Origin of the sequence: Oricola cellulosilytica, assembly GCF_019966575.1 — a bacterium.
In the GTDB taxonomy this organism is placed as follows: Bacteria; Pseudomonadota; Alphaproteobacteria; order Rhizobiales; family Rhizobiaceae; genus Oricola; species Oricola cellulosilytica.
The window spans coordinates 427710-446870 of the sequence record NZ_JAINFK010000004.1 but is presented as its reverse complement, the minus strand read 5'-3'; the positions used below and the strand labels follow the sequence as shown (position 1 = coordinate 446870).

Below are 19161 nucleotides of genomic sequence, written 5' to 3'. Positions count from 1 at the left end.
TTCTCGCGCCGCAACGAATCCTGGGGAAAGACAAATGAAAAATACAACCATTCGGCTCACCGCGCTGGTCGCGATACTGGCGGCCTTTCTGACGGCGGCGGTGGCGCCGGCGCGGGCGCTGGTCGAAATCGATATCAACCAGGGCAATGTCGAGCCGCTTCCGATCGCGATCACCGATTTCCTATCGAGCGACACGATCGGTTCGGAGATCGCCGGCGTCATTGCGGCCGATCTTAAGCGGTCGGGACTGTTCGCGCCTGTTGACCGCGGCGCCTTCATCGAGAGGGTCAGCAATCCGGACGTCGCGCCGCGATTCGAAGACTGGCGGGTGATCAACGCGCAAGCGCTCGTCACCGGTCGCGTGGTCGAGGAAGGCGGCGGCCGTCTGCGCGCCGAATTCCGCTTGTGGGACACGTTTGCCGGGGAGCAGATGCTGGGCGAGCAGTTCTTCACGACACGCGAAAACTGGCGCCGCGTCGCCCACATCATCGCCGACGCGATCTATGAGAGGCTTACCGGCGAGAAGGGCTACTTCGACACGCGGATCGTGTTCGTGGCCGAGACCGGGCCAAAAGACAATCGCACCAAGCGGCTGGCGATCATGGACCAGGATGGCGCGAACGTGCGCTACCTGACGCGTGGGGATGACATCGTTCTGACGCCGCGTTTTTCGCCGACCCGGCAGGAGATCACCTATATGGACTTTGCCGGCGGGGAGCCGAAGGTCTATCTGCTGCAACTCGAAACAGGGCAGCGCGAACTTGTCGGCGATTTTCCCGGCATGACGTTCAGCCCGCGCTTCTCGCCGGACGGCCAACGGATCGTGATGAGCCTGCAGCACAACGCCAGCGCCAACATCTATTCGATGGATCTGGGCTCACGGCAGACGACGCGCCTGACCAGTTCGACCGCAATCGACACCTCGCCGTCGTTCTCGCCCGACGGCCAGCAGGTGGTGTTCGAGTCGGATCGTGGCGGCCGCCAGCAGCTCTACGTGATGAGTTCGGCGGGCGGCGGCGAGCCGCAGCGCATATCGTTCGGCAACGGCTCGTATTCCACGCCCGTGTGGTCTCCACGCGGCGACCTGATCGCCTTCACGAAGCAGTCAGGCGGGCAGTTCTCCATCGGCGTGATGCGTCCTGACGGGTCCGGCGAGCGCATTCTGACCACGGGCTTCCATAACGAGGGGCCGACATGGGCGCCGAACGGCAGGGTGATCATGTTCTTCCGCCAGCCGGCGGGCGGTGGCGGCCCGAAGCTGTACTCGATCGATCTGACCGGGCGCAACGAACAGGCCATCCCCACCCCGGATTTCGGTTCCGATCCGGCATGGTCGCCGCTGCTCGAATAGAGCACCGTTCGATCCGGCTCCACGCGCGGATCGTGATTTAGATTCCGTTAACCCTGTTCCTTGAGCGGCGGTTAACACAAACAGGGTTACCAAAGGTTCAAGATGACACATCGCATTTTAGGAGAGCCGGCCATGGGCCGAATTCCGGGAAAATCCCTCAAGATCGCCGCCGTAGTGCTGTTGGCAGGTCTCGCTGTCACCGGCTGTGCCAGCAAGAAACCGCTGCCAAACAACGCCAGCGACCTCGGCCTCGGCGCCAACGGGGCGGTGCCTGGTTCGTCGCAGGACTTCACGGTCAATGTCGGGGACCGCATCTTCTTCGACACCGACTCCTCGGCCGTTCGACCGGACGCCCAGCTAACGCTTACCAAGCAGGCGCAGTGGCTGAACCGGTATCCGAACTACGCCATCACCATCGAAGGCCATGCCGACGAACGCGGCACGCGGGAATACAACATCGCACTGGGTGCCCGCCGTGCGGCGGCAACCCGTGACTTCCTCGCCTCGCAAGGGGTCAATGCCGGACGGATCAAGACGATCTCCTACGGCAAGGAACGTCCCGTTGCGACCTGCGATGATATTTCCTGCTGGTCGCAAAACCGTCGCGCCGTCACCGTGCTCGGCGGCGCCGGAAGCTGACACCAAAGGCGAGCGCACAATAAAAGAGCGGCTTCGGCCGCTTTTTTACGCCCGGCGGCAGACAAAGTTTTGTCGAACTTCCGCGCTTAATGCTACTGCTCCGGCGGCTGAAATCCGACGCAGGGGAGCATGCACAGCAACATGACATTTGGAAAATTCATCGCGGGGCTTGCCGTCACGGCGGCAGTGACCGCCAACGGCGCCGCCAATGCAGAAGACCGGCACTCGTTGCCGCCTGGAAGCTATGAGATCGCGCAGGTAACCGATCCAGGGGTTTACGCACTGCAGGAAGAGATGCGGCAACTGAATGGCAGGATCGAGGAACTGACCTTCCAGCTTCTCGAACTTCAGGAGCAGATGCGCCGCATGCAGGAAGACAACGAGTTTCGGTTTCAAGAACTCGAGAGGACCGATCAAACCGATGCCGGGGGGAGCGCCGCTCCCGCCGCATCTCAAGACAAGGATGTGGCGGCGGTTACCCCGGATCCGGCCCTGCCTACGGTCAATCAGCCGCAGACGGTCACCGGCAACGCCTCGGAGGAGCGCGCCGCGCCGCCGAGAAATCTCGGTACGCTGACCATTGACGGGTCCGGTAATATCGTCGGGGGCGATGTCGATTTTTCACAGGGTCAGATCGATTCTGCGATCGACGGAAAATCGGTGGCGAGCGTGGCGACCGGGGGAAGCGCCGAAGACCTCTACCGCGCAGGCTACAAGCATGTACTCAATGGTGAGTACGGTGTTGCCGAGGAAATCTTCCGGTCGCTCGTGGAGCAATATCCCGACGATCCGCTGGTGGCCGATGCCCGGTTCTGGCTTGCCGAGAGCGTGCGCGGTCAAGGCCGTCTCCAGGAAGCCGCCGAGATCTTCATCGCCGTGCGCACGGATTATCCTTCCGCGCAGAAGGCGCCGGAAACCCTGCTCAAGATAGGCCAGATCATGTCTATGCTCGGGGATCGCGACGTCGCCTGCGTGACTTTCGACGACGCTGAAGCGCGCTATCCGTCGATGTCCGAAACCGTTCGCACGCATATCCGCGACGAGCGTGCGAAAGCGCAGTGCTGACCAAGGCCTGCCCGCCGCTCGACAGCGAGCGGATTTTCGATCCCATTCAGTTTCCCGAGAACCGAGCGGTTCTCGCCGCCTATTCCGGCGGAGGCGATTCCACTGCGTTGCTCTTGCTGGCGCACGGATATTTCAAGACACGTGGCCGCGCGAACGAGCTAGTCGCGGTGACCGTGGATCACGGTCTGCGCGAGGCCTCGACTGAAGAAGCGCGGCGCGCCGGCGAGATTTGCGCATCGCTCGGCCTGCGGCATGTCATCAAGACGTGGAGCGGCCACAAGCCGGTCAACGGAGTACAGGAAGCAGCGCGAGAGATGCGCTATCGTCTGCTCTTCGAGGCGGCCGGCGAAGCGAACGCGGGCCTGGTGCTCACCGGCCATACGCTCGACGACCAGACGGAAACCATCGCAATGCGAAGCGCGCGGGGCGAGGGGCGCGGCCTCTCCGGAATTGCGCCGGCGACCCTCTATTGCGGCCAGTTGTGGTTTGTGCGTCCCCTGCTGACGACAGCGCGGCGCAGTCTGCGCGATTATCTGGAAGAGCGCGGCGCGGGGTGGCTGGAGGATCCGTCCAATCGCGATCCGCGCTTCGAGCGCGCGCGTGTGCGCCTGGCAGGGCGCAAGGCGCGAGATGGCGTGACGGACGAGCATCGCCTGGCTTTCCAGATGCGATGTCGTGAAGCAGAGGAGGCCGCCGCCTCAATCGCCGACGATTGCCAGTGGCATTTCAACAGCGAGGCGGACCGCCTGTCGGCATTGTGCTTGACCGATGCATCCGTGCCCGGTTTCAGGCTCGCGCTTTCCGCTGTTTTAAGCCGGGTGGGCAATACGCCGCATCTGCCGCCGGAACAGACCATAGTGCGGGCGCTCGACTTTGCCGGAAGCGCCCCAAACGGCGCGGGCATCACCCTCTCGGGATGCCTGATGACCAAGGGCCGGGCGGGTATCGAAATCGCTCCCGAGAAGCGGAACACGCGGGTTGCGGGCTATGGCTACGATACCCTGCTGGCGAGCCCGGATTATCCTCTCGCCAGCGCGCTTGCCGCGCGAACGGGCGGACGTCCCTACCCGGCGCCGCCACTCCACGGTTACCTTGTCTAAAGAAGATCGTGTTCCGGCAGCGTCTTCGCCTTGGCAATGACGACCTTCCTACCTATGTTGAGACAACAACAGGCCGCACACCGCCGGCAAGGCGTAGCCAAGGGAAAATCATGAACCCTAATTACCGCAATTTCGCGCTTTGGGCGATCATCGCCCTGATGCTGATCGCGTTGTTCAACATGTTCGACAACCAGCCGCAATCCTCGGCCAGCCGCGACGTCTCCTACTCGCAGTTCCTGCAGGATGTCTCAACCGGTCGGGTGAAGACGGTGACGATCGCCGGGGAACGCATTACAGGCACCTACAGCGACTCGGGGGCCAGCTTCCAAACCTATTCGCCTGGAGACGCGAGCCTAGTGGAACGGCTGGAAAACCAGGGTGTGGAAATCCGTGCGCGGCCGGAGACCGACGGCTCAAATTCTTTCCTCTCCTACATCATCACCTGGCTGCCGATGATCATCATCCTTGGCGTGTGGATATTCTTCATGCGGCAGATGCAGGGAGGGGGTTCGCGGGCGATGGGCTTCGGCAAGTCGCGCGCCAAGTTGCTGACCGAGGCGCACGGCCGGGTCACGTTTGCGGACGTTGCCGGTGTTGACGAGGCCAAGCAGGATCTTGAAGAGATCGTCGAATTTCTTCGTGACCCGCAGAAGTTCCAGCGGCTCGGCGGCAAGATTCCGCGCGGCGTGCTGCTGGTCGGCCCCCCCGGGACCGGCAAGACCCTGCTCGCCCGTTCGGTGGCGGGTGAGGCGAACGTGCCGTTCTTCACCATTTCCGGTTCGGACTTCGTCGAGATGTTCGTTGGTGTCGGTGCTTCACGCGTACGCGACATGTTCGAGCAGGCGAAGAAGAATTCTCCCTGTATCATCTTCATCGACGAGATCGACGCGGTCGGACGTCATCGCGGCGCCGGACTTGGCGGCGGCAATGATGAACGCGAGCAGACCCTCAACCAGTTGCTGGTGGAGATGGATGGCTTCGAGGCCAATGAATCGATCATTCTCATCGCGGCCACGAACCGCCCGGACGTTCTCGACCCGGCGTTGATGCGCCCGGGGCGGTTCGACCGGCAGGTCGTGGTGCCGAATCCGGACATCATCGGCCGTGAAAAGATTCTCAAGGTGCATGTCCGCAACGTTCCGCTGGCGCCGAATGTCGACCTGCGCGTGATCGCGCGGGGAACGCCGGGCTTTTCCGGCGCCGACCTGATGAATCTGGTCAACGAGGCCGCCCTGATGGCGGCCCGGCGCAACAAGCGTCTCGTCACCATGGCGGAATTCGAGGACGCGAAAGACAAGGTCATGATGGGGGCCGAGCGGCGGTCCAACGCGATGACCGAAGAGGAAAAACAATTGACGGCCTATCACGAGGCCGGTCACGCGATCGTCGCTTTGAACGTCCCGTCAGCCGATCCGGTGCACAAAGCGACCATCATTCCGCGCGGACGTGCGCTCGGTATGGTGATGCAGTTGCCGGAAGGCGACCGCTATTCGATGAGCTACAAATACATGATATCACGTCTCGCCATCATGATGGGCGGACGGATCGCTGAGGAGCTGAAGTTCGGCAAGGACAACATTACGTCCGGCGCATCGTCAGACATCGAGCAGGCGACCAAGCTTGCCCGCGCCATGGTGACGCAGTGGGGTTTCTCGGACAAGCTGGGTCAGGTCGCATACGGCGAAAACCAGCAGGAAGTGTTTCTCGGTCACTCGGTGGCTCAGCAGAAGAACATTTCCGAGGACACTGCGCAGATCATTGACATGGAGGTTCGCCGGCTGATTGACGAAGCTTATGCCGAGGCGCGCAGGATCCTGACCGAGAGAAAGGACGAGTGGATCACGCTCGCCGAGGGGCTGCTCGAATACGAGACGCTGAGCGGGGACGAGATCAAGGCCCTGATCGCCGGCGAGAAGCCGAAGCGTGACATGGGTGACGACACGCCGCCGTCACGCGGTTCGGCGGTGCCGAAAACGGGCGCGAAAAAGAAGTCGGACGGCAGCCCCGATACCGGCGGCATGGAGCCCCAGCCGCAAGGTTAACCCTGTTCGTCATCAGTGCCGGAAAATGGCCGCTTGCGCGGCCTTTTTTGCCGTATTTGGATATTTTATACGCAGCATCGCGTATGTTGGCGCGTACATCAGCTTCTCGACGTGAACCGGGCAGGGCGGTATCTGGCATGAAACGAAAATACTTTGGCACCGATGGCATCAGGGGTACGGCGAACACCCATCCGATGACGCCTGAGATCGCAATGCGCGTCGGTATGGCCGCCGGCGTTGCCTTCCAGCGAGGCGGGCATCGGCACCGGGTGGTGATCGGCAAGGATACGCGGCTCTCCGGCTACATGCTCGAAAATGCGATGGTCGCGGGGTTCACATCGGCGGGGATGGATGTGTTCCTGCTCGGGCCGGTTCCGACCCCGGCGGTCGCGATGCTGACACGGACGCTGCGTGCAGACATAGGCGTCATGATTTCCGCCTCGCACAATCCATTCGAGGACAACGGTATCAAGCTGTTTGGGCCGGACGGTTACAAGCTGTCGGACAAGATCGAGCTGAAAATTGAATCGCTGGTCGACCAGGACCTATCCTCGCGGCTGGCGAAAGCCGGATCCGTCGGTCGTGCGAAACGCGTGGATGGCGATCTCTATCGCTACATCGAGTTTGCCAAGCGGACCTTCCCGAAGGAGATGACGCTGTCGGGGATGCGCGTGGTCGTCGACTGCGCCAACGGGGCGGCATACAAGGCTGCGCCATCGGCCCTCTGGGAACTCGGCGCCGAGGTGGTCACGATCAACAACGAACCGGACGGCCTCAACATCAATCTCGATTGCGGCTCGACCAATCCGGTTGGACTGTCGAAGAAGGTTCACGAAGTGCGGGCCGATCTCGGCATCGCGCTGGATGGCGACGCGGACCGGGTTCTCATTGTCGATGAAAAAGGCATGCTGGTCGATGGCGACCAGTTGATGGCGATGATCGCCGAGGACTGGCACCGGCGCGAACAATTGCGCGGCGACGGGGTGGTCGCAACCATCATGTCAAATCTCGGTTTCGAGCGGTTCCTCAAAGGCAAGGGCCTCGATCTGGCGCGCACCCAGGTGGGCGACCGCTATGTGGTCGAGCACATGCGGGTCCATGGCTACAATGTCGGCGGCGAGCAGTCCGGCCATATCGTGCTCTCCGACTATTCAACCACCGGCGACGGGCTGATTTCCGCTCTGCAGGTGCTGGCCTGCATTCGCGCCGAAGACCGGCCGGCAAGTGAGGTCTGCAAGAAATTCGATCCGGTTCCGCAAATATTGAAGAACGTTCGGTTCAAGGGTGGCAAGCCGCTCGACAGTGACAGCGTGAAATCTGCCATCAAGGGCGGCGAAACGCGCCTCGGCGACAACGGGCGCGTGGTGATCCGGCCGTCAGGAACCGAACCGGTGATCCGTGTGATGGCCGAAGGCGACGACCGTGGCATGGTCGAACAGGTCGTCGACGATATCGTCGGTGCGATTGCGGAGCTCAGAACAGCCGCCTGAAGATCTGTATCAAAATACTACAGCCAATGGCGCCCACGGGGCGCCATTTCCATTTCCGCGATGATCGCATCGACAGCAATTACGGTAAAGAAAGACGGTTAAGTCGGATTTAACCTTTCCGCGCCAGTATCCGCCGCAGACATTGCAACCCTGTACTCGAGCATTGGCTGGTGGAAGGAACGAAAGATGAAATTCGCTGCACAAAACATCCTACTCGGCACCGCGGCGCTGGTGGCCAGCGCGATCCCAGCCTTGGCCGCTGACGTTTACGAGCCGCCGATTATCGAGGCCCCCGTATTCGAGGCTCCCGAACATGTGCCGGGCGAGGTGAGCGGCTGGTATCTGCGTGGCGACATCGGCTATGCATGGAATGATTTTCGCGGTGCCGATTATTACACCTTCCCAGGCGGTGTGGTGGCAGGAAGCAATTCCCTCGCAGGTGACTTGAAGGGGTCGTTCACATACGGCGCTGGCGTCGGGTACCAGATAAACAGCTATCTGCGCAGCGACGTGACCATCGACTGGTTCGAAACCGATTTCGAGGGATCGACGCGCGGCTCGTGCGGCGTTGCGACAGACTGTATCTCCACAGACGTTGCCACGGCTTCCGCCTTGGCGCTGATGGTCAACGCCTATGTCGATCTTGGCACATACGGCAGGTTCACTCCTTATGTCGGCGCCGGCTTCGGCGGAGCGCATGTTGATTGGGGCAACCTGACCAATACGGCCTGTGACGCCGCAAATCCGTCGTCTTGCGATCCGAGCGTTTCGCATTGGGGCAATGCAGAGTGGCGGTTCGCCTACGCTGTCATGGCCGGCGTATCGGTTGATGTAAGCTGCCGCGTCGCCGCGGATCTGGGCTATCGATTCCGCCGTATCGAGGGCGGTAGCCCGTTTGGCTACGCTGCGGGAACCGGACCGGTGTACGACAAGGGTATCGACAGCCACGAAATCCGGGCCGGCGTTCGCTACAAGTTCGGCAATTGTGCCGAGCCGACGCAGGTCGTGTTCCAGCCCGAACCGTTGCCGGTCTACAAGTAAACGGATCAGCAAAGATAACGACGTCCCGATCGCCAAGCGATCGGGACGTTTTCGTTTGCGCGGAAACGTTCTTAATTGGCATGCTTAACCGGGACTTAACGGTTGCCGTTAATAGTGTGTGAAGAGGGCAGGCGAGCCATCACGTTCCGGTCAAAGCGGGAGTACCCTACCATGACGAACGCGATAATTCGAATGATCCGGGCCGCGATTGCCGCGCTCTGCCTCACCGGCACAAACGCTGCCATTGCCGACACGGACAAGCCGGCGTTCGCCGACCATACGACCTCCGCCAGACCCGCGGAACTAGGTTCGGGCTGGTACATACGCGGCGACCTCGGACTCCATCTCGGCAGCGAACACGATGTCGGAATGTCTGGCAGCCGGTCGTTCGGGTTGCTTTCCAGTTTCAGCGCGGAGCGGCTCACCCACAGAATGGATGCGGCTTCCCGGTCGAACGGCCTTCAGCAGTCGAGAACTGCTCCGGACGGCTTGCGGAAACGGATTGTCGCGAGCCGAAACTGACGTCGGGCACTAGCAGGATCGAGCTCCAAATTCCCGGCACAGACATTATGGCCGACTAGTTGCAGATAATGACGCATTCAGGCCAGAAATCGGCTTGACCGCGACGCGTCGAAGCGATAACGCCGCACGTGGGACACCTCTCCCCAACGAGAGGCTTACTATCTGGAAGGATAGATCCATGACTGCGACCATGCCCACGCCGGACGTCCGTCCGGCCAATCCCCGTTTTTCCTCAGGCCCATGTGCGAAGCGTCCGGGCTGGACGCCGGAAGCGCTTGACGTTTCTGTTCTCGGACGATCGCATCGTTCGAAGCCGGGAAAGTCGCGCTTGGCGGAGGCAATCGACCTCACCCGCGAAGTTCTTCAGGTTCCCGACAACTACCTGATCGGCATTGTGCCGGCCTCCGACACGGGCGCCGTCGAGATGGCGATGTGGTCGCTGCTCGGCCCGCGCGGCGTCGACATGGTCGCCTGGGAATCGTTCGGTACCGGCTGGGTGACGGATGCCGTGAAGCAGTTGAAGCTCAACGACGTCCGCTGCATCGAGGCGGACTACGGCAAGTTGCCCGATCTCGGGCAGATCGATTTTGACCGGGACGTCGTCTTTACCTGGAACGGAACGACTTCGGGCGTCTGCGTTCCAAACGGTGATTTTATTCCCGGCGATCGCGACGGCCTGACGATATGCGACGCGACCTCCGCCGCCTTCGCGCAGCGTCTCGATTTCGGCAAGCTCGATGTGACCACCTTCTCGTGGCAAAAGGTGTTGGGCGGCGAGGGGGGGCACGGCGTTCTGATCCTTTCTCCGCGCGCCGTCGAGCGCTTGGAGAGCCATACTCCGGCGTGGCCCTTGCCGAAAATCTTCCGGCTGACAAAGGGTGGCAAGCTCATCGAGGGCATCTTCAAAGGCGAGACCATCAACACGCCGTCCATGCTCTGCGTAGAAGACTACATCGATGCGCTCAACTGGGCGAAGAACGCTGGCGGTCTGGACGGTCTGACTACGCGCGCAGATGCCAATTTCAAGACAATCCAGAGCCATGTCGATGCGTCCTCCTGGCTGGAAAATCTCGCCGTCGATCCCGCGACTCGCTCGAATACCTCCGTCTGTTTGAAGATCGTCGATCCGGCAATAACGGCTCTGTCCGGTGACGAGCAGGCAGCCTTCGCGAAAGGGATGGTCGCCCTGCTGGACAAGCAGGATGTGGCCTACGACATCGGAGCCTATCGCGATGCGCCGCCGGGACTCCGCATATGGGCGGGCGCCACGGTGGAGACCGCCGATCTCGAGGCGTTGATGCCGTGGCTCGACTGGGCCTTCGAGAGTGAGAGGGCGAGCCTCAGGGCCGCTGCCTGATTCTACCGGGGCGGCGGTTAGCCGCCTCGCCATCCTTATTTCTTTCGACTTCCAGGAGGCCGCCATGGCGCCGCGCGTACTCGTTTCCGACAAACTTTCCGAAACCGCCGTACAGATATTCAGGGATCGGGGGGTGGATGTCGATTTCATGCCCGACCTCGGCAAGGACAAGGACAAACTGCTCGAGGTCATAGGCGACTATGACGGGCTCGCAATCCGCTCGGCCACGAAGGTCACCGAGAAACTGATCAACGCGGCCACGAAGCTGAAGGTGATCGGCCGCGCGGGTATCGGGGTCGACAATGTGGATATTCCCGCCGCGTCGCGACGGGGTATCATCGTGATGAACACGCCCTTCGGCAACTCGATCACGACGGCCGAGCACGCCATTGCGATGATTTTCGCCGTCGCCCGCCAAATCCCGGAAGCGGATAACTCGACCCGCGCCGGCAAGTGGGAAAAGTCAAAGTTCATGGGCGTCGAGATTACCGGCAAGACGCTTGGTCTTATCGGCTGCGGCAACATTGGCTCGATCGTCGCCGCCAGGGCAGTCGGCCTGAAAATGCACGTCGTCGCCTTCGACCCGTTCCTGTCGGCGGAACGCGCAGTGGAACTGGGGATCGAGAAAGTGGAACTGGACGAGCTGTTCGCTCGGGCCGATTTCATCACGCTGCACACGCCGCTGACCGATAAAACACGCAACATTATCAACGCTGAGGCGATCGCCAAGATGAAGGACGGCGTGCGCATCATCAATTGCGCGCGCGGCGGACTCATTGTGGAGGAAGATCTGGTCGAGGGCCTGAGAAGCGGCAAGGTTGCCGGTGCGGGCATCGACGTCTTCGAGGTCGAACCCGCTACGAAAAACGAACTGTTTCACATGCCGAACGTGGTCTGCACACCACATCTCGGCGCTTCGACATCGGAAGCACAAGAGAACGTGGCGCTGCAAGTGGCGGAACAGATGTCAGATTACCTGATCAAGGGCGCGGTCACGAACGCGATCAACATGCCCTCTATCACCGCCGAAGAGGCGCCGCGACTGCGGCCATTCGTCAAGCTTGCCGAAGTTCTTGGCGCATTTGTCGGGCAGGTGACCGAAAGCGCGATCAAGGAGGTCGAAATCCTCTATGACGGATCAACCGCCGAGATGAACGGTAAAGCGCTTACCAGCGCCGCGCTTGCCGGATTGATCCGCCCGCAAGTGGCCGACGTCAATATGGTCTCGGCTCCAGTGATGGTGAAGGAGCGGGGTATAGTCGTTTCGGAGATCAAACGCGATAAGACTGGCGTCTTCGATGGCTACATCAAGCTGACCGTCAAGACCGCGAACCAGACCCGCTCCGTGGCCGGCACGGTCTTCTCAGACGGCAAGCCGCGGTTCATTCAGATCAAGGGCATCAACCTCGATGCCGAGATCGGCCAGCACATGGTTTATACGACCAACAACGACGCGCCGGGCATCATCGGCATCCTCGGAACCACATTCGGCAAGCATGGCGTAAACATCGCCAACTTCCAGCTAGGGCGAAACCGGCCCGGCGGCGATGCTATCGCGCTTCTGTACGTCGACGAGCGCGTCAGCGAGGAGGTTCTCGACCAGGTTCGCGCCTTCCCGGAGATCCTGTCCGCCAAGCCGTTGGTGTTTGACGTCTAGCAAAGATATCCGCACGGTTAAATTTGTGATTGCCACCGGCTTCGTTCGGCGGCCTTTTTGTGTTACGTTACGTTATCCGGTGGTTGCCCGGACGCGCCTCAATATGGGCGAAGGTTTGACCTGAAAGCGCGGTCTGACGTCAACCACCGGATTTTTTTGGCCTGCCTGCGCCCCGCTCCGCAAGCCAGATTCCGCCAATCACAAGGATCAACGCCAAGGCGTGATAGGGATAGAAAGCCTCTCCCAGAATAGCGATTGCAAGCAGCGTTCCGAACACCGGAACAAGATTGATGAACAGGCTGCCGCGATTGCTGCCGATCATCTCTACACCCCGCATGTAGAAGATCTGGGCGAGAATGGCCGGAAAGACCGCCGTGTAAAGAGCGACAGCAAGTCCGGTGAGGTCAGGCAGCTTGCCGCTTCCCGATGCCTGCTCCCAAACAGCGAACGGCAAGGCGGTCACCATGGCGGAAAACGACATAACCGTCATAAGCGACTTCCAGTGCAGGGCCGGCTTCCAGCGTAGCGCCACGGAATAGCCCCCGTAAAGAACAACCGCCAACAGCATGATCGCGTCGCCACGGTTGATGTCGAGCGCAGCAAGTCGCCCGAGGTCGCCGTTGGCCGCGGTAAGCGCAACGCCGAGAATCGACATCAGGAAGCCGACGATCTGGGCAAGCGTGACCCGCATTCCAAATAGCAGGAAATTGGCCAGGAAAACGAGCATCGGCATTCCCGATTGCTCGATCGTGACATTGATCGCGGAAGTGTGGTTGAGCGCGGTGTAGAGTGCGATGTTGAACAGGGCAAAGCCGGTCATCCCGTAAGCAAGAAGAAGCGGCAAATAGCGACGGATATTCCGCCAGTCGCGCCGGAGCTGGGGCAGGCTGAACGAGGCGAGGATCAGAAACGCTATGATCCACCGGACCGCCGTGAGGGTCATTGGTGATATATGGCCCACCGCAAGTTTTCCGGCGATGGCGTTTCCTCCCCAAAACAACGCCGTGAAGCAAAGAAAGGCATACGCGACACGGCTCGAATTCGACGATGGCATCGGGGAAATGTCCGGTTGCGGCAAGAACGGCTTGCTATCCGATCCGTCTTCTGCCGTAAACCGGGCACATTTTGCATCGCAGAACGATGGGATATGCGACTGAAGCGCGATTTAGAGTCGCGCTTTGCGCGGTCACCGTCTAAGACCTCGCGGGTTTGATGCTAAAATTGGAAAGCGAGCAATATGACCAACGTCGTTGTGATCGGCAGCCAATGGGGAGACGAGGGCAAGGGCAAAATCGTCGATTGGCTGTCAGAGCGGGCTGATGTGGTCGTGCGCTTCCAAGGTGGGCATAACGCAGGACATACGCTTGTCATCGACGGGGTCAGCTACAAGCTTTCGCTTTTGCCGTCCGGCGTTGTGCGCGAGGGAAAGCTCTCGATCATCGGCAACGGCGTCGTTTTCGATCCGCATGCGTTCGTCGCCGAGATCGAACGGTTGAGCGATCAAGGCATCGAGATCGGACCCGACCGCCTTCGCGTCGCTGAGAACACCTCGCTCATTCTGTCGCTGCATCGCGAACTGGATGCAATTCGCGAGGACGCGGCCTCGAACTCGGGCACCAAGATCGGCACGACGCGGCGCGGTATCGGTCCGGCGTATGAAGACAAGGTTGGACGCAGGGCTATTCGGGTTATGGATCTTGCCAATATGGATACGTTGCCGGAAAAGGTCGATCGCCTGTTGACCCACCACAATGCGCTGCGACGCGGCCTGGGACAGGAGGAGGTCGAGCACGCGACGATCATGGAGGAACTGCGTTCGGTCGCCCATGTCATCCTGCCCTATATCGACCGAGTCTGGAAAATTCTCGAAGAACATCGCCGCCGCGGCGCGCGAATTCTCTTCGAAGGCGCGCAAGGCACACTTCTCGACATTGATCACGGAACCTATCCGTTCGTTACCTCTTCCAACACGATTTCCGGCCAGGCCTCCACTGGATCCGGCGTCGGACCGGGTAGCGTCGGATATGTACTCGGGATCACAAAGGCCTATACGACTCGCGTGGGCGAGGGGCCCTTTCCAACCGAGCAGGAGAACGAGATCGGCCAGTTTCTTGGTGAGCGGGGACACGAATTTGGAACCGTCACAGGGCGCAAGCGCCGATGTGGCTGGTTCGATGCGGTGCTGGTCCGGCAGGCGGTTGCGATCAACGGAATTACCGGTATCGCGCTGACCAAGCTTGACGTTCTGGACGGTCTGGACGAGATCAGCGTGTGCGTCGGATACAAGCTCGATGGAGAGACCATCGATTACTTCCCTGCCAGCCAGGGGGCACAGGCGCGGGTGGAGCCTATTTACGAGACGATCGAGGGCTGGAAGGACACAACCGCTGGCGCGCGGACGTGGAACGATCTTCCCGCGCAGGCAGTTAAATATGTTCGGCATATAGAAGAGTTGATCGGCGCGCCGGTTGCACTTCTTTCCACAAGCCCTGAACGCGACGACACCATACTTGTGACCGACCCCTTTCAAGACTAGGTTACGCGCCGAAAAGACTCACAACGGATTGAATACATGGCAGATTTTTCCGCCGTCCTCAGAAGGACCCTTGAGGGGATGGCGAATCCGACACCGGAGATGCGCTCGAAAGTCTACGAGCGTGCGCGGGGGACAATTGAACGCCAGATCGAAGCGATGCCAAAGCGGCCCTCGGAGGAGGCGATCCAGCGGCAGTTCGCCAAGCTCGATGCCGCGATCGCGGAGGTGGAGGCGTCCTATAGCGTTGCCGTCGCAGAGCAGGCCCAATCCGGCTACGACGACGATCTCGATCATTTGTTCGCGGACGATATACCCGCAGCGAAGGACCCAGCAGCCGTCGAATCCGAGACTATTGCGGAGGCGGATGCATCCGGCCACGAGGCTCCCGAAGCGGTTGATCCAACGGCGTCGGAGGAGACTGCCAATTATCCCGCCGAAACCGTTCACGACCCGGTCGAGCCCGTCGACGAATTGCACGATCCTACCTACGACCCGGTGGAACCCGTGGGTGAGCCAGCTGACGAGGTCGATGCCTTGGAGGCGTTTCTTGCCGAACAAGAGAAAGAGCCGGAACTCGAGGTCTTCGAGGAGCCGGAGGAAGTTGTCATCGCCGAGCCGCGTTCCGAGCCACGTGAACCTGTCGAGGAGCCGATAGACGAGACAGAAACCGAGCGGAGTTTGCCGACGCCGGAGCGGCGCAATTATCGGGGATTGCTGCTGGCTGCCGCTCTTGTCCTGCTGCTGGCGGGTGGCGGGTACCTCGCCTACGCCAACCAAGATCGCATCATGGCGCTGTTCGAATCCACCGGACCATCGGTTACGGAAACGATTGAAAACGGAGTGCCGGTTCGCAGCGTGCAAAGCCAATCCGTCACAGTAGAGGACACAGCCGGCAGCGAGCAGGCAGAGGTTCCGGCCGATTCACCGGATCCGGCGGTCAGCGAATCCACGCCGGGGACCGACGGACCGGAGAAGTTTACGCAGCGCCTTACCTCCGATGGCCGGGAGGTCGACGAAGGCCCCGCCGGTACGCCGGATAGGACGGGCGAAGGAACATCAGTGGCGGGTCTGACGGAAGACACCGCGACCGAATCCGGAACAGCCGGGCCGGATGACGCGGGTACGGCCGGCGACACGCCTGCGGGAACCGGGACGCAGTCACCACTTCCGGTCGGCCAGCGGGCGATTTTCTATCAGGAAAGGACCGGAGCGCAGGCCGGAACGGCAGAGTCGGGGGCCACCGTCTGGTCGGTCGTACAGGAATCGCCTGGCGGCGACGCCCCGGTCGAGCCGGCCGTCCGCGCCGAGGCGAGCGTTCCCGAACTGGGACTGACGATGGAGATGACGATCCGCCGCAACGCTGACGAGACTTTCCCCGCAAGCCATGTGATCGAGTTGTTCTACCGGGTTCCGAATACTTTCGAAGGACGCGGGATCGCGGACGTTCAACGCATCACCTTCAAGGAGACGGAGCAAGATCCTGGCAATGCGCTGATCGGCGTGGCGGCACCGCTCGATACCAATATCTTCATGATCGCCCTCACTGATGCCGAGACAGCCATCGAGACCAATCTCGCCCTGATCCGCAGTCAGGAGTGGATCGATATCCCGATGCAGTATGTCAGCGGACGGCGTGCGCTGATTACGCTGGAAAAAGGCGTAGCCGGCCAAGAGGTGTTTGAAGAGGTGCTCGCCGCGTGGGAAGCAAATCCGCTGCCTTAAGCGGATGCCGGTTCCTATTTGGTGCAGAGCTTTCGCGGGCGCGATAGGCCTGATACGTGCGGTCGAGGATCGAACCCCGTGGCGCCTGGTTGAACCGGATGAACGAGGCGTCCCTCGATCCTGACTGATATGGGTCTTTCTAGCCGCGAAACCGTGGAGCCGGGCGGCGCTTTCCGGTGCCCTTTTCGACGACCAGCTTCAGCATGCCAATCAATGTGCGGTGAAGAAGCCGGCACCAGGGCTTGGATCTGCTGATCTCGGTCGTCGGCTTCCAGGCGACCGGCAGCGTGCATCGCGTTCAGCACGAGCCTGACCTGCTCGCTTGCCCCTTCCAGTTTCTCAAGAAGGTTGAGCTGTGACGAAGCCATTATCAGACCAGCCAGCATGCGCTTTCAGGCAAGGTGAGGCCACCGAACCTTGTTGAACCCGCGACTTCTTATGCCGGTCGATTGCCGGGATGTGAAGTTGGTTCCTGCAACCAGGAAGCCGGGTCGGAACCCGGCTTCAAATCCCTTGCGCGTCCCTATCAGGCCGGTTGGTCAGCCGATCGCAGCGCCTTGGTCTGCTCGAGGGCAGCTGCCTTGACCGCATCCTGAACTTTTTCGAAAGCACGGACTTCGATCTGGCGGACCCGTTCGCGGGAAATGTCGAACTCCCCCGACAACTCCTCGAGGGTCAGCGGATCTTCGGAAAGGCGGCGCGCCTGGAAAATCCGCTTTTCGCGATCGTTCAATACGTCCATTGCATCGTAGAGCAGGGCGCTGCGCTGTTCGCGCTCGTCCTCGTCGATAAGCATCTTCTCTTGGCTGTCGCTCTCATCGACCAGCCAATCCTGCCACTGGCCGCTCTCGCCATCCGTCGCCTTGATTGGCGCGTTGAGCGAGGCATCTCCGGCCATGCGCTGGTTCATCGACAGGACCTCTTCTTCGGAGACCTGAAGTTCCGTGGCGATCTGCTGAACCTGCTCCGGATTGAGATCGCTGTCGCCGAGGGCCTGAATCTTGTTCTTCGCCTTGCGCAGGTTGAAGAACAGGCGTTTCTGGTTGGCCGTGGTACCCATCTTCACGAGGCTCCACGACCGCAGGATATATTCCTGAATCGAGGCCTTAATCCACCACATTGCATAGGTCGCAAGCCGGAAACCGCGTTCCGGCTCAAACCGTTTGACGGCCTGCATCAGGCCAACATTGCCCTCCGAAATAACCTCGCCGATTGGCAGGCCATAGCCGCGATATCCCATGGCAATCTTCGCCACGAGTCGCAGGTGGCTTGTCACGAGTCTGTGGGCAGCATCGGGATCGTCATGCTCCTGATACCGCTTGGCGAGCATATACTCTTCCTGCGGTTGGAGCATCGGAAAGCGTCGGATTTCTTCTAGGTAGCGGGTAAGGCCACCTTCACCGCCATAAAGGCTTGGGAGACTGGTCCGGGCCATTAATCAAGCACCCTTCCGTTTTTTTAAGGTTCCCGCTTCATTGCGGCAAACCTGAGGCTTATCCGTCGTTATGACCGGAAATCGCATGGCGCATGCGCCAAATTCAGGCGCAATGGCACATTTGGCAGATAAGCATCCGCAAGCGCCCGTTCAAGTCCCGTTACAGCATGTCACGGAAGCTTGATATCAACTCGGTCATATCAGACGGCATCGGCGATTCGAACTTCATCAATTCACCGCTCGAAGGATGTTCGAACGCCAAACTCGCTGCGTGCAGCGCCTGCCGCCGAAATCCAATGACCCTGCCGCGCAATGGTTCCGCTAGGGCCTGCGCTTTTGTCGAGAAACCCTTCCCGTAGCCGTGATCGCCGATAAGCGGATGACCAATATGCGCCATGTGCACCCTAATCTGGTGGGTTCGCCCGGTTTCCAAAGTGCACGAGATAAGACTCGCCACTGTGTTCGCGCCGGTGGGGTCGCCAAAGCGTTCGACCGTCCGGAAATGAGTGACCGCGTGCCGTGCGTCCGTCTGCGACTCGCTGACAACGGCCTGTTTCATTCGGTCATGAGATGACCTGCCGACATGGCTCTCAATCCGGCCGTTCATGACGTCGGGCGCACCCCAGACCAACGCCAGGTAAGTGCGCTCCATCTTCGTCGTCTTGCCATGGTCGGCGAACTGCGCACTGAGGGATTTGTGGGCAAGGTCGTTCTTGGCGACCACCATTACGCCGCTCGTTTCCTTGTCGAGCCGGTGAACGATACCGGGCCGCTTGACCCCGCCTATCCCGGACAGGCTGTCGCCGCAATGGTGCAGAAGAGCGTTGACCAGCGTGCCCGAGGGGTTTCCGGCGCCGGGATGCACGACCAATCCCGCCGGTTTGTCGACGACCACAACGTCGTTGTCCTCGAAGAGGATCACCAGCGGAATCGCTTCCGGCGCCGGCGCGGCCTGCTCGGGTTCGGGCAAATGAACACGGATGTCGTCACCGGCACGCAGGCTGCGCCGAGGTTGAAAGACCGTCACTCCATTTATCTCTACCTCGCCACTTTCGATCAGCGCCTTGATGCGGCTGCGCGAGAGAGTCCCGGCCAGTTCCACCGCGAGCCACTGGTCGAGGCGCTGGCCGGCGGCGGTCTCGCCCGCAGCGAAGGCTTTCATTTCGCGAGTGGCTTCGATATGGCCAGTTTCGATCTTTTTGCT

The 19161-nt window shown here is 60.8% G+C and carries 15 protein-coding genes; 12 read left to right on the top strand and 3 right to left on the bottom strand.

Annotation, left to right across the window (positions count from 1 at the left end; all coding sequences use genetic code 11):
• The first annotated feature begins 34 nt into the window (after nt 1-34).
• From tolB to serA, 10 genes are all read left to right on the top strand, one after another.
• Nucleotides 35-1351, top strand: coding sequence for a Tol-Pal system beta propeller repeat protein TolB (tolB, locus tag LC298_RS12165; protein ID WP_131567513.1), 1317 nt, complete (start codon nt 35-37; stop codon nt 1349-1351).
• 132 nt (nt 1352-1483) lie between these two features.
• Complete coding sequence (pal, locus tag LC298_RS12160) at nt 1484-1990, top strand: peptidoglycan-associated lipoprotein Pal (RefSeq protein ID WP_131567511.1); 507 nt, start codon at nt 1484-1486, stop codon at nt 1988-1990.
• A gap of 141 nt (nt 1991-2131) precedes the next feature.
• Nucleotides 2132-3055, top strand: coding sequence for a tol-pal system protein YbgF (ybgF, locus tag LC298_RS12155; RefSeq protein WP_158284731.1), 924 nt, complete (start codon nt 2132-2134; stop codon nt 3053-3055).
• Nucleotides 3049-4155, top strand: coding sequence for a tRNA lysidine(34) synthetase TilS (gene tilS / locus LC298_RS12150; RefSeq protein ID WP_131567507.1), 1107 nt, complete (start codon nt 3049-3051; stop codon nt 4153-4155). Before ybgF ends, tilS begins: the two co-directional genes overlap by 7 nt.
• A gap of 110 nt (nt 4156-4265) precedes the next feature.
• A complete protein-coding gene (gene ftsH, locus LC298_RS12145) occupies nt 4266-6197 on the top strand; it encodes an ATP-dependent zinc metalloprotease FtsH (RefSeq protein WP_131567505.1) in 1932 nt (643 codons plus the stop codon).
• A gap of 137 nt (nt 6198-6334) precedes the next feature.
• Complete coding sequence (gene glmM, locus LC298_RS12140) at nt 6335-7687, top strand: phosphoglucosamine mutase (RefSeq protein WP_131567503.1); 1353 nt, start codon at nt 6335-6337, stop codon at nt 7685-7687.
• Between the two features lie 186 nt (nt 7688-7873).
• A complete protein-coding gene (locus LC298_RS12135; RefSeq protein WP_131567501.1) occupies nt 7874-8728 on the top strand; it encodes an outer membrane protein in 855 nt (284 codons plus the stop codon).
• 171 nt (nt 8729-8899) lie between these two features.
• Nucleotides 8900-9250 (top strand): hypothetical protein, encoded by a 351-nt coding sequence (locus LC298_RS12130; RefSeq protein WP_131567499.1) that lies wholly within the window; start codon nt 8900-8902, stop codon nt 9248-9250.
• Between the two features lie 178 nt (nt 9251-9428).
• Entirely contained in the window at nt 9429-10607 is a 1179-nt protein-coding gene (locus LC298_RS12125; protein WP_131567497.1) for a phosphoserine transaminase, read from the top strand.
• Between the two features lie 64 nt (nt 10608-10671).
• A complete protein-coding gene (gene serA / locus LC298_RS12120; protein WP_131567495.1) occupies nt 10672-12264 on the top strand; it encodes a phosphoglycerate dehydrogenase in 1593 nt (530 codons plus the stop codon).
• 139 nt (nt 12265-12403) lie between these two features.
• On the opposite strand, the gene LC298_RS12115 is transcribed toward serA, so the two are convergent.
• On the bottom strand, nt 12404-13318 hold the full coding sequence (locus tag LC298_RS12115; RefSeq protein WP_131567493.1) for a DMT family transporter: 915 nt from the start codon (nt 13316-13318) through the stop codon (nt 12404-12406).
• Between the two features lie 183 nt (nt 13319-13501).
• On the opposite strand from LC298_RS12115, the gene LC298_RS12110 reads away from it, so the two are divergent.
• Together LC298_RS12110 and LC298_RS12105 are read left to right on the top strand one after the other, a co-directional pair.
• On the top strand, nt 13502-14800 hold the full coding sequence (locus LC298_RS12110; RefSeq protein ID WP_131567491.1) for an adenylosuccinate synthase: 1299 nt from the start codon (nt 13502-13504) through the stop codon (nt 14798-14800).
• A gap of 36 nt (nt 14801-14836) precedes the next feature.
• The gene (locus LC298_RS12105) at nt 14837-16522 is read left to right on the top strand and encodes a hypothetical protein (protein WP_131567490.1); all 1686 of its coding nucleotides are present in this window, start codon (nt 14837-14839) and stop codon (nt 16520-16522) included.
• 526 nt (nt 16523-17048) lie between these two features.
• On the opposite strand, the gene rpoH is transcribed toward LC298_RS12105, so the two are convergent.
• Both rpoH and LC298_RS12095 read right to left on the bottom strand, forming a co-directional pair.
• Nucleotides 17049-17957, bottom strand: coding sequence for an RNA polymerase sigma factor RpoH (gene rpoH / locus LC298_RS12100; protein WP_131567488.1), 909 nt, complete (start codon nt 17955-17957; stop codon nt 17049-17051).
• Between the two features lie 160 nt (nt 17958-18117).
• Nucleotides 18118-19119, bottom strand: coding sequence for an RluA family pseudouridine synthase (locus tag LC298_RS12095; RefSeq protein ID WP_131567681.1), 1002 nt, complete (start codon nt 19117-19119; stop codon nt 18118-18120).
• Nucleotides 19120-19161 lie beyond the last annotated feature (42 nt).

Coding starts and splice junctions, on each gene's coding strand:
- LC298_RS12110 (WP_131567491.1), top strand. CDS start 13,502: ATGACCAACGTCGTTGTGATCGGCAGCCAATGGGGAGACGAGGGCAAG.
- LC298_RS12135 (WP_131567501.1), top strand. CDS start 7,874: ATGAAATTCGCTGCACAAAACATCCTACTCGGCACCGCGGCGCTGGTG.
- LC298_RS12095 (WP_131567681.1), bottom strand. CDS start 19,119: ATGAAAGCCTTCGCTGCGGGCGAGACCGCCGCCGGCCAGCGCCTCGAC.
- rpoH (WP_131567488.1), bottom strand. CDS start 17,957: ATGGCCCGGACCAGTCTCCCAAGCCTTTATGGCGGTGAAGGTGGCCTT.
- ybgF (WP_158284731.1), top strand. CDS start 2,132: ATGACATTTGGAAAATTCATCGCGGGGCTTGCCGTCACGGCGGCAGTG.
- serA (WP_131567495.1), top strand. CDS start 10,672: ATGGCGCCGCGCGTACTCGTTTCCGACAAACTTTCCGAAACCGCCGTA.
- LC298_RS12130 (WP_131567499.1), top strand. CDS start 8,900: ATGACGAACGCGATAATTCGAATGATCCGGGCCGCGATTGCCGCGCTC.
- LC298_RS12115 (WP_131567493.1), bottom strand. CDS start 13,318: ATGCCATCGTCGAATTCGAGCCGTGTCGCGTATGCCTTTCTTTGCTTC.
- tolB (WP_131567513.1), top strand. CDS start 35: ATGAAAAATACAACCATTCGGCTCACCGCGCTGGTCGCGATACTGGCG.
- LC298_RS12125 (WP_131567497.1), top strand. CDS start 9,429: ATGACTGCGACCATGCCCACGCCGGACGTCCGTCCGGCCAATCCCCGT.
- LC298_RS12105 (WP_131567490.1), top strand. CDS start 14,837: ATGGCAGATTTTTCCGCCGTCCTCAGAAGGACCCTTGAGGGGATGGCG.
- pal (WP_131567511.1), top strand. CDS start 1,484: ATGGGCCGAATTCCGGGAAAATCCCTCAAGATCGCCGCCGTAGTGCTG.
- ftsH (WP_131567505.1), top strand. CDS start 4,266: ATGAACCCTAATTACCGCAATTTCGCGCTTTGGGCGATCATCGCCCTG.
- glmM (WP_131567503.1), top strand. CDS start 6,335: ATGAAACGAAAATACTTTGGCACCGATGGCATCAGGGGTACGGCGAAC.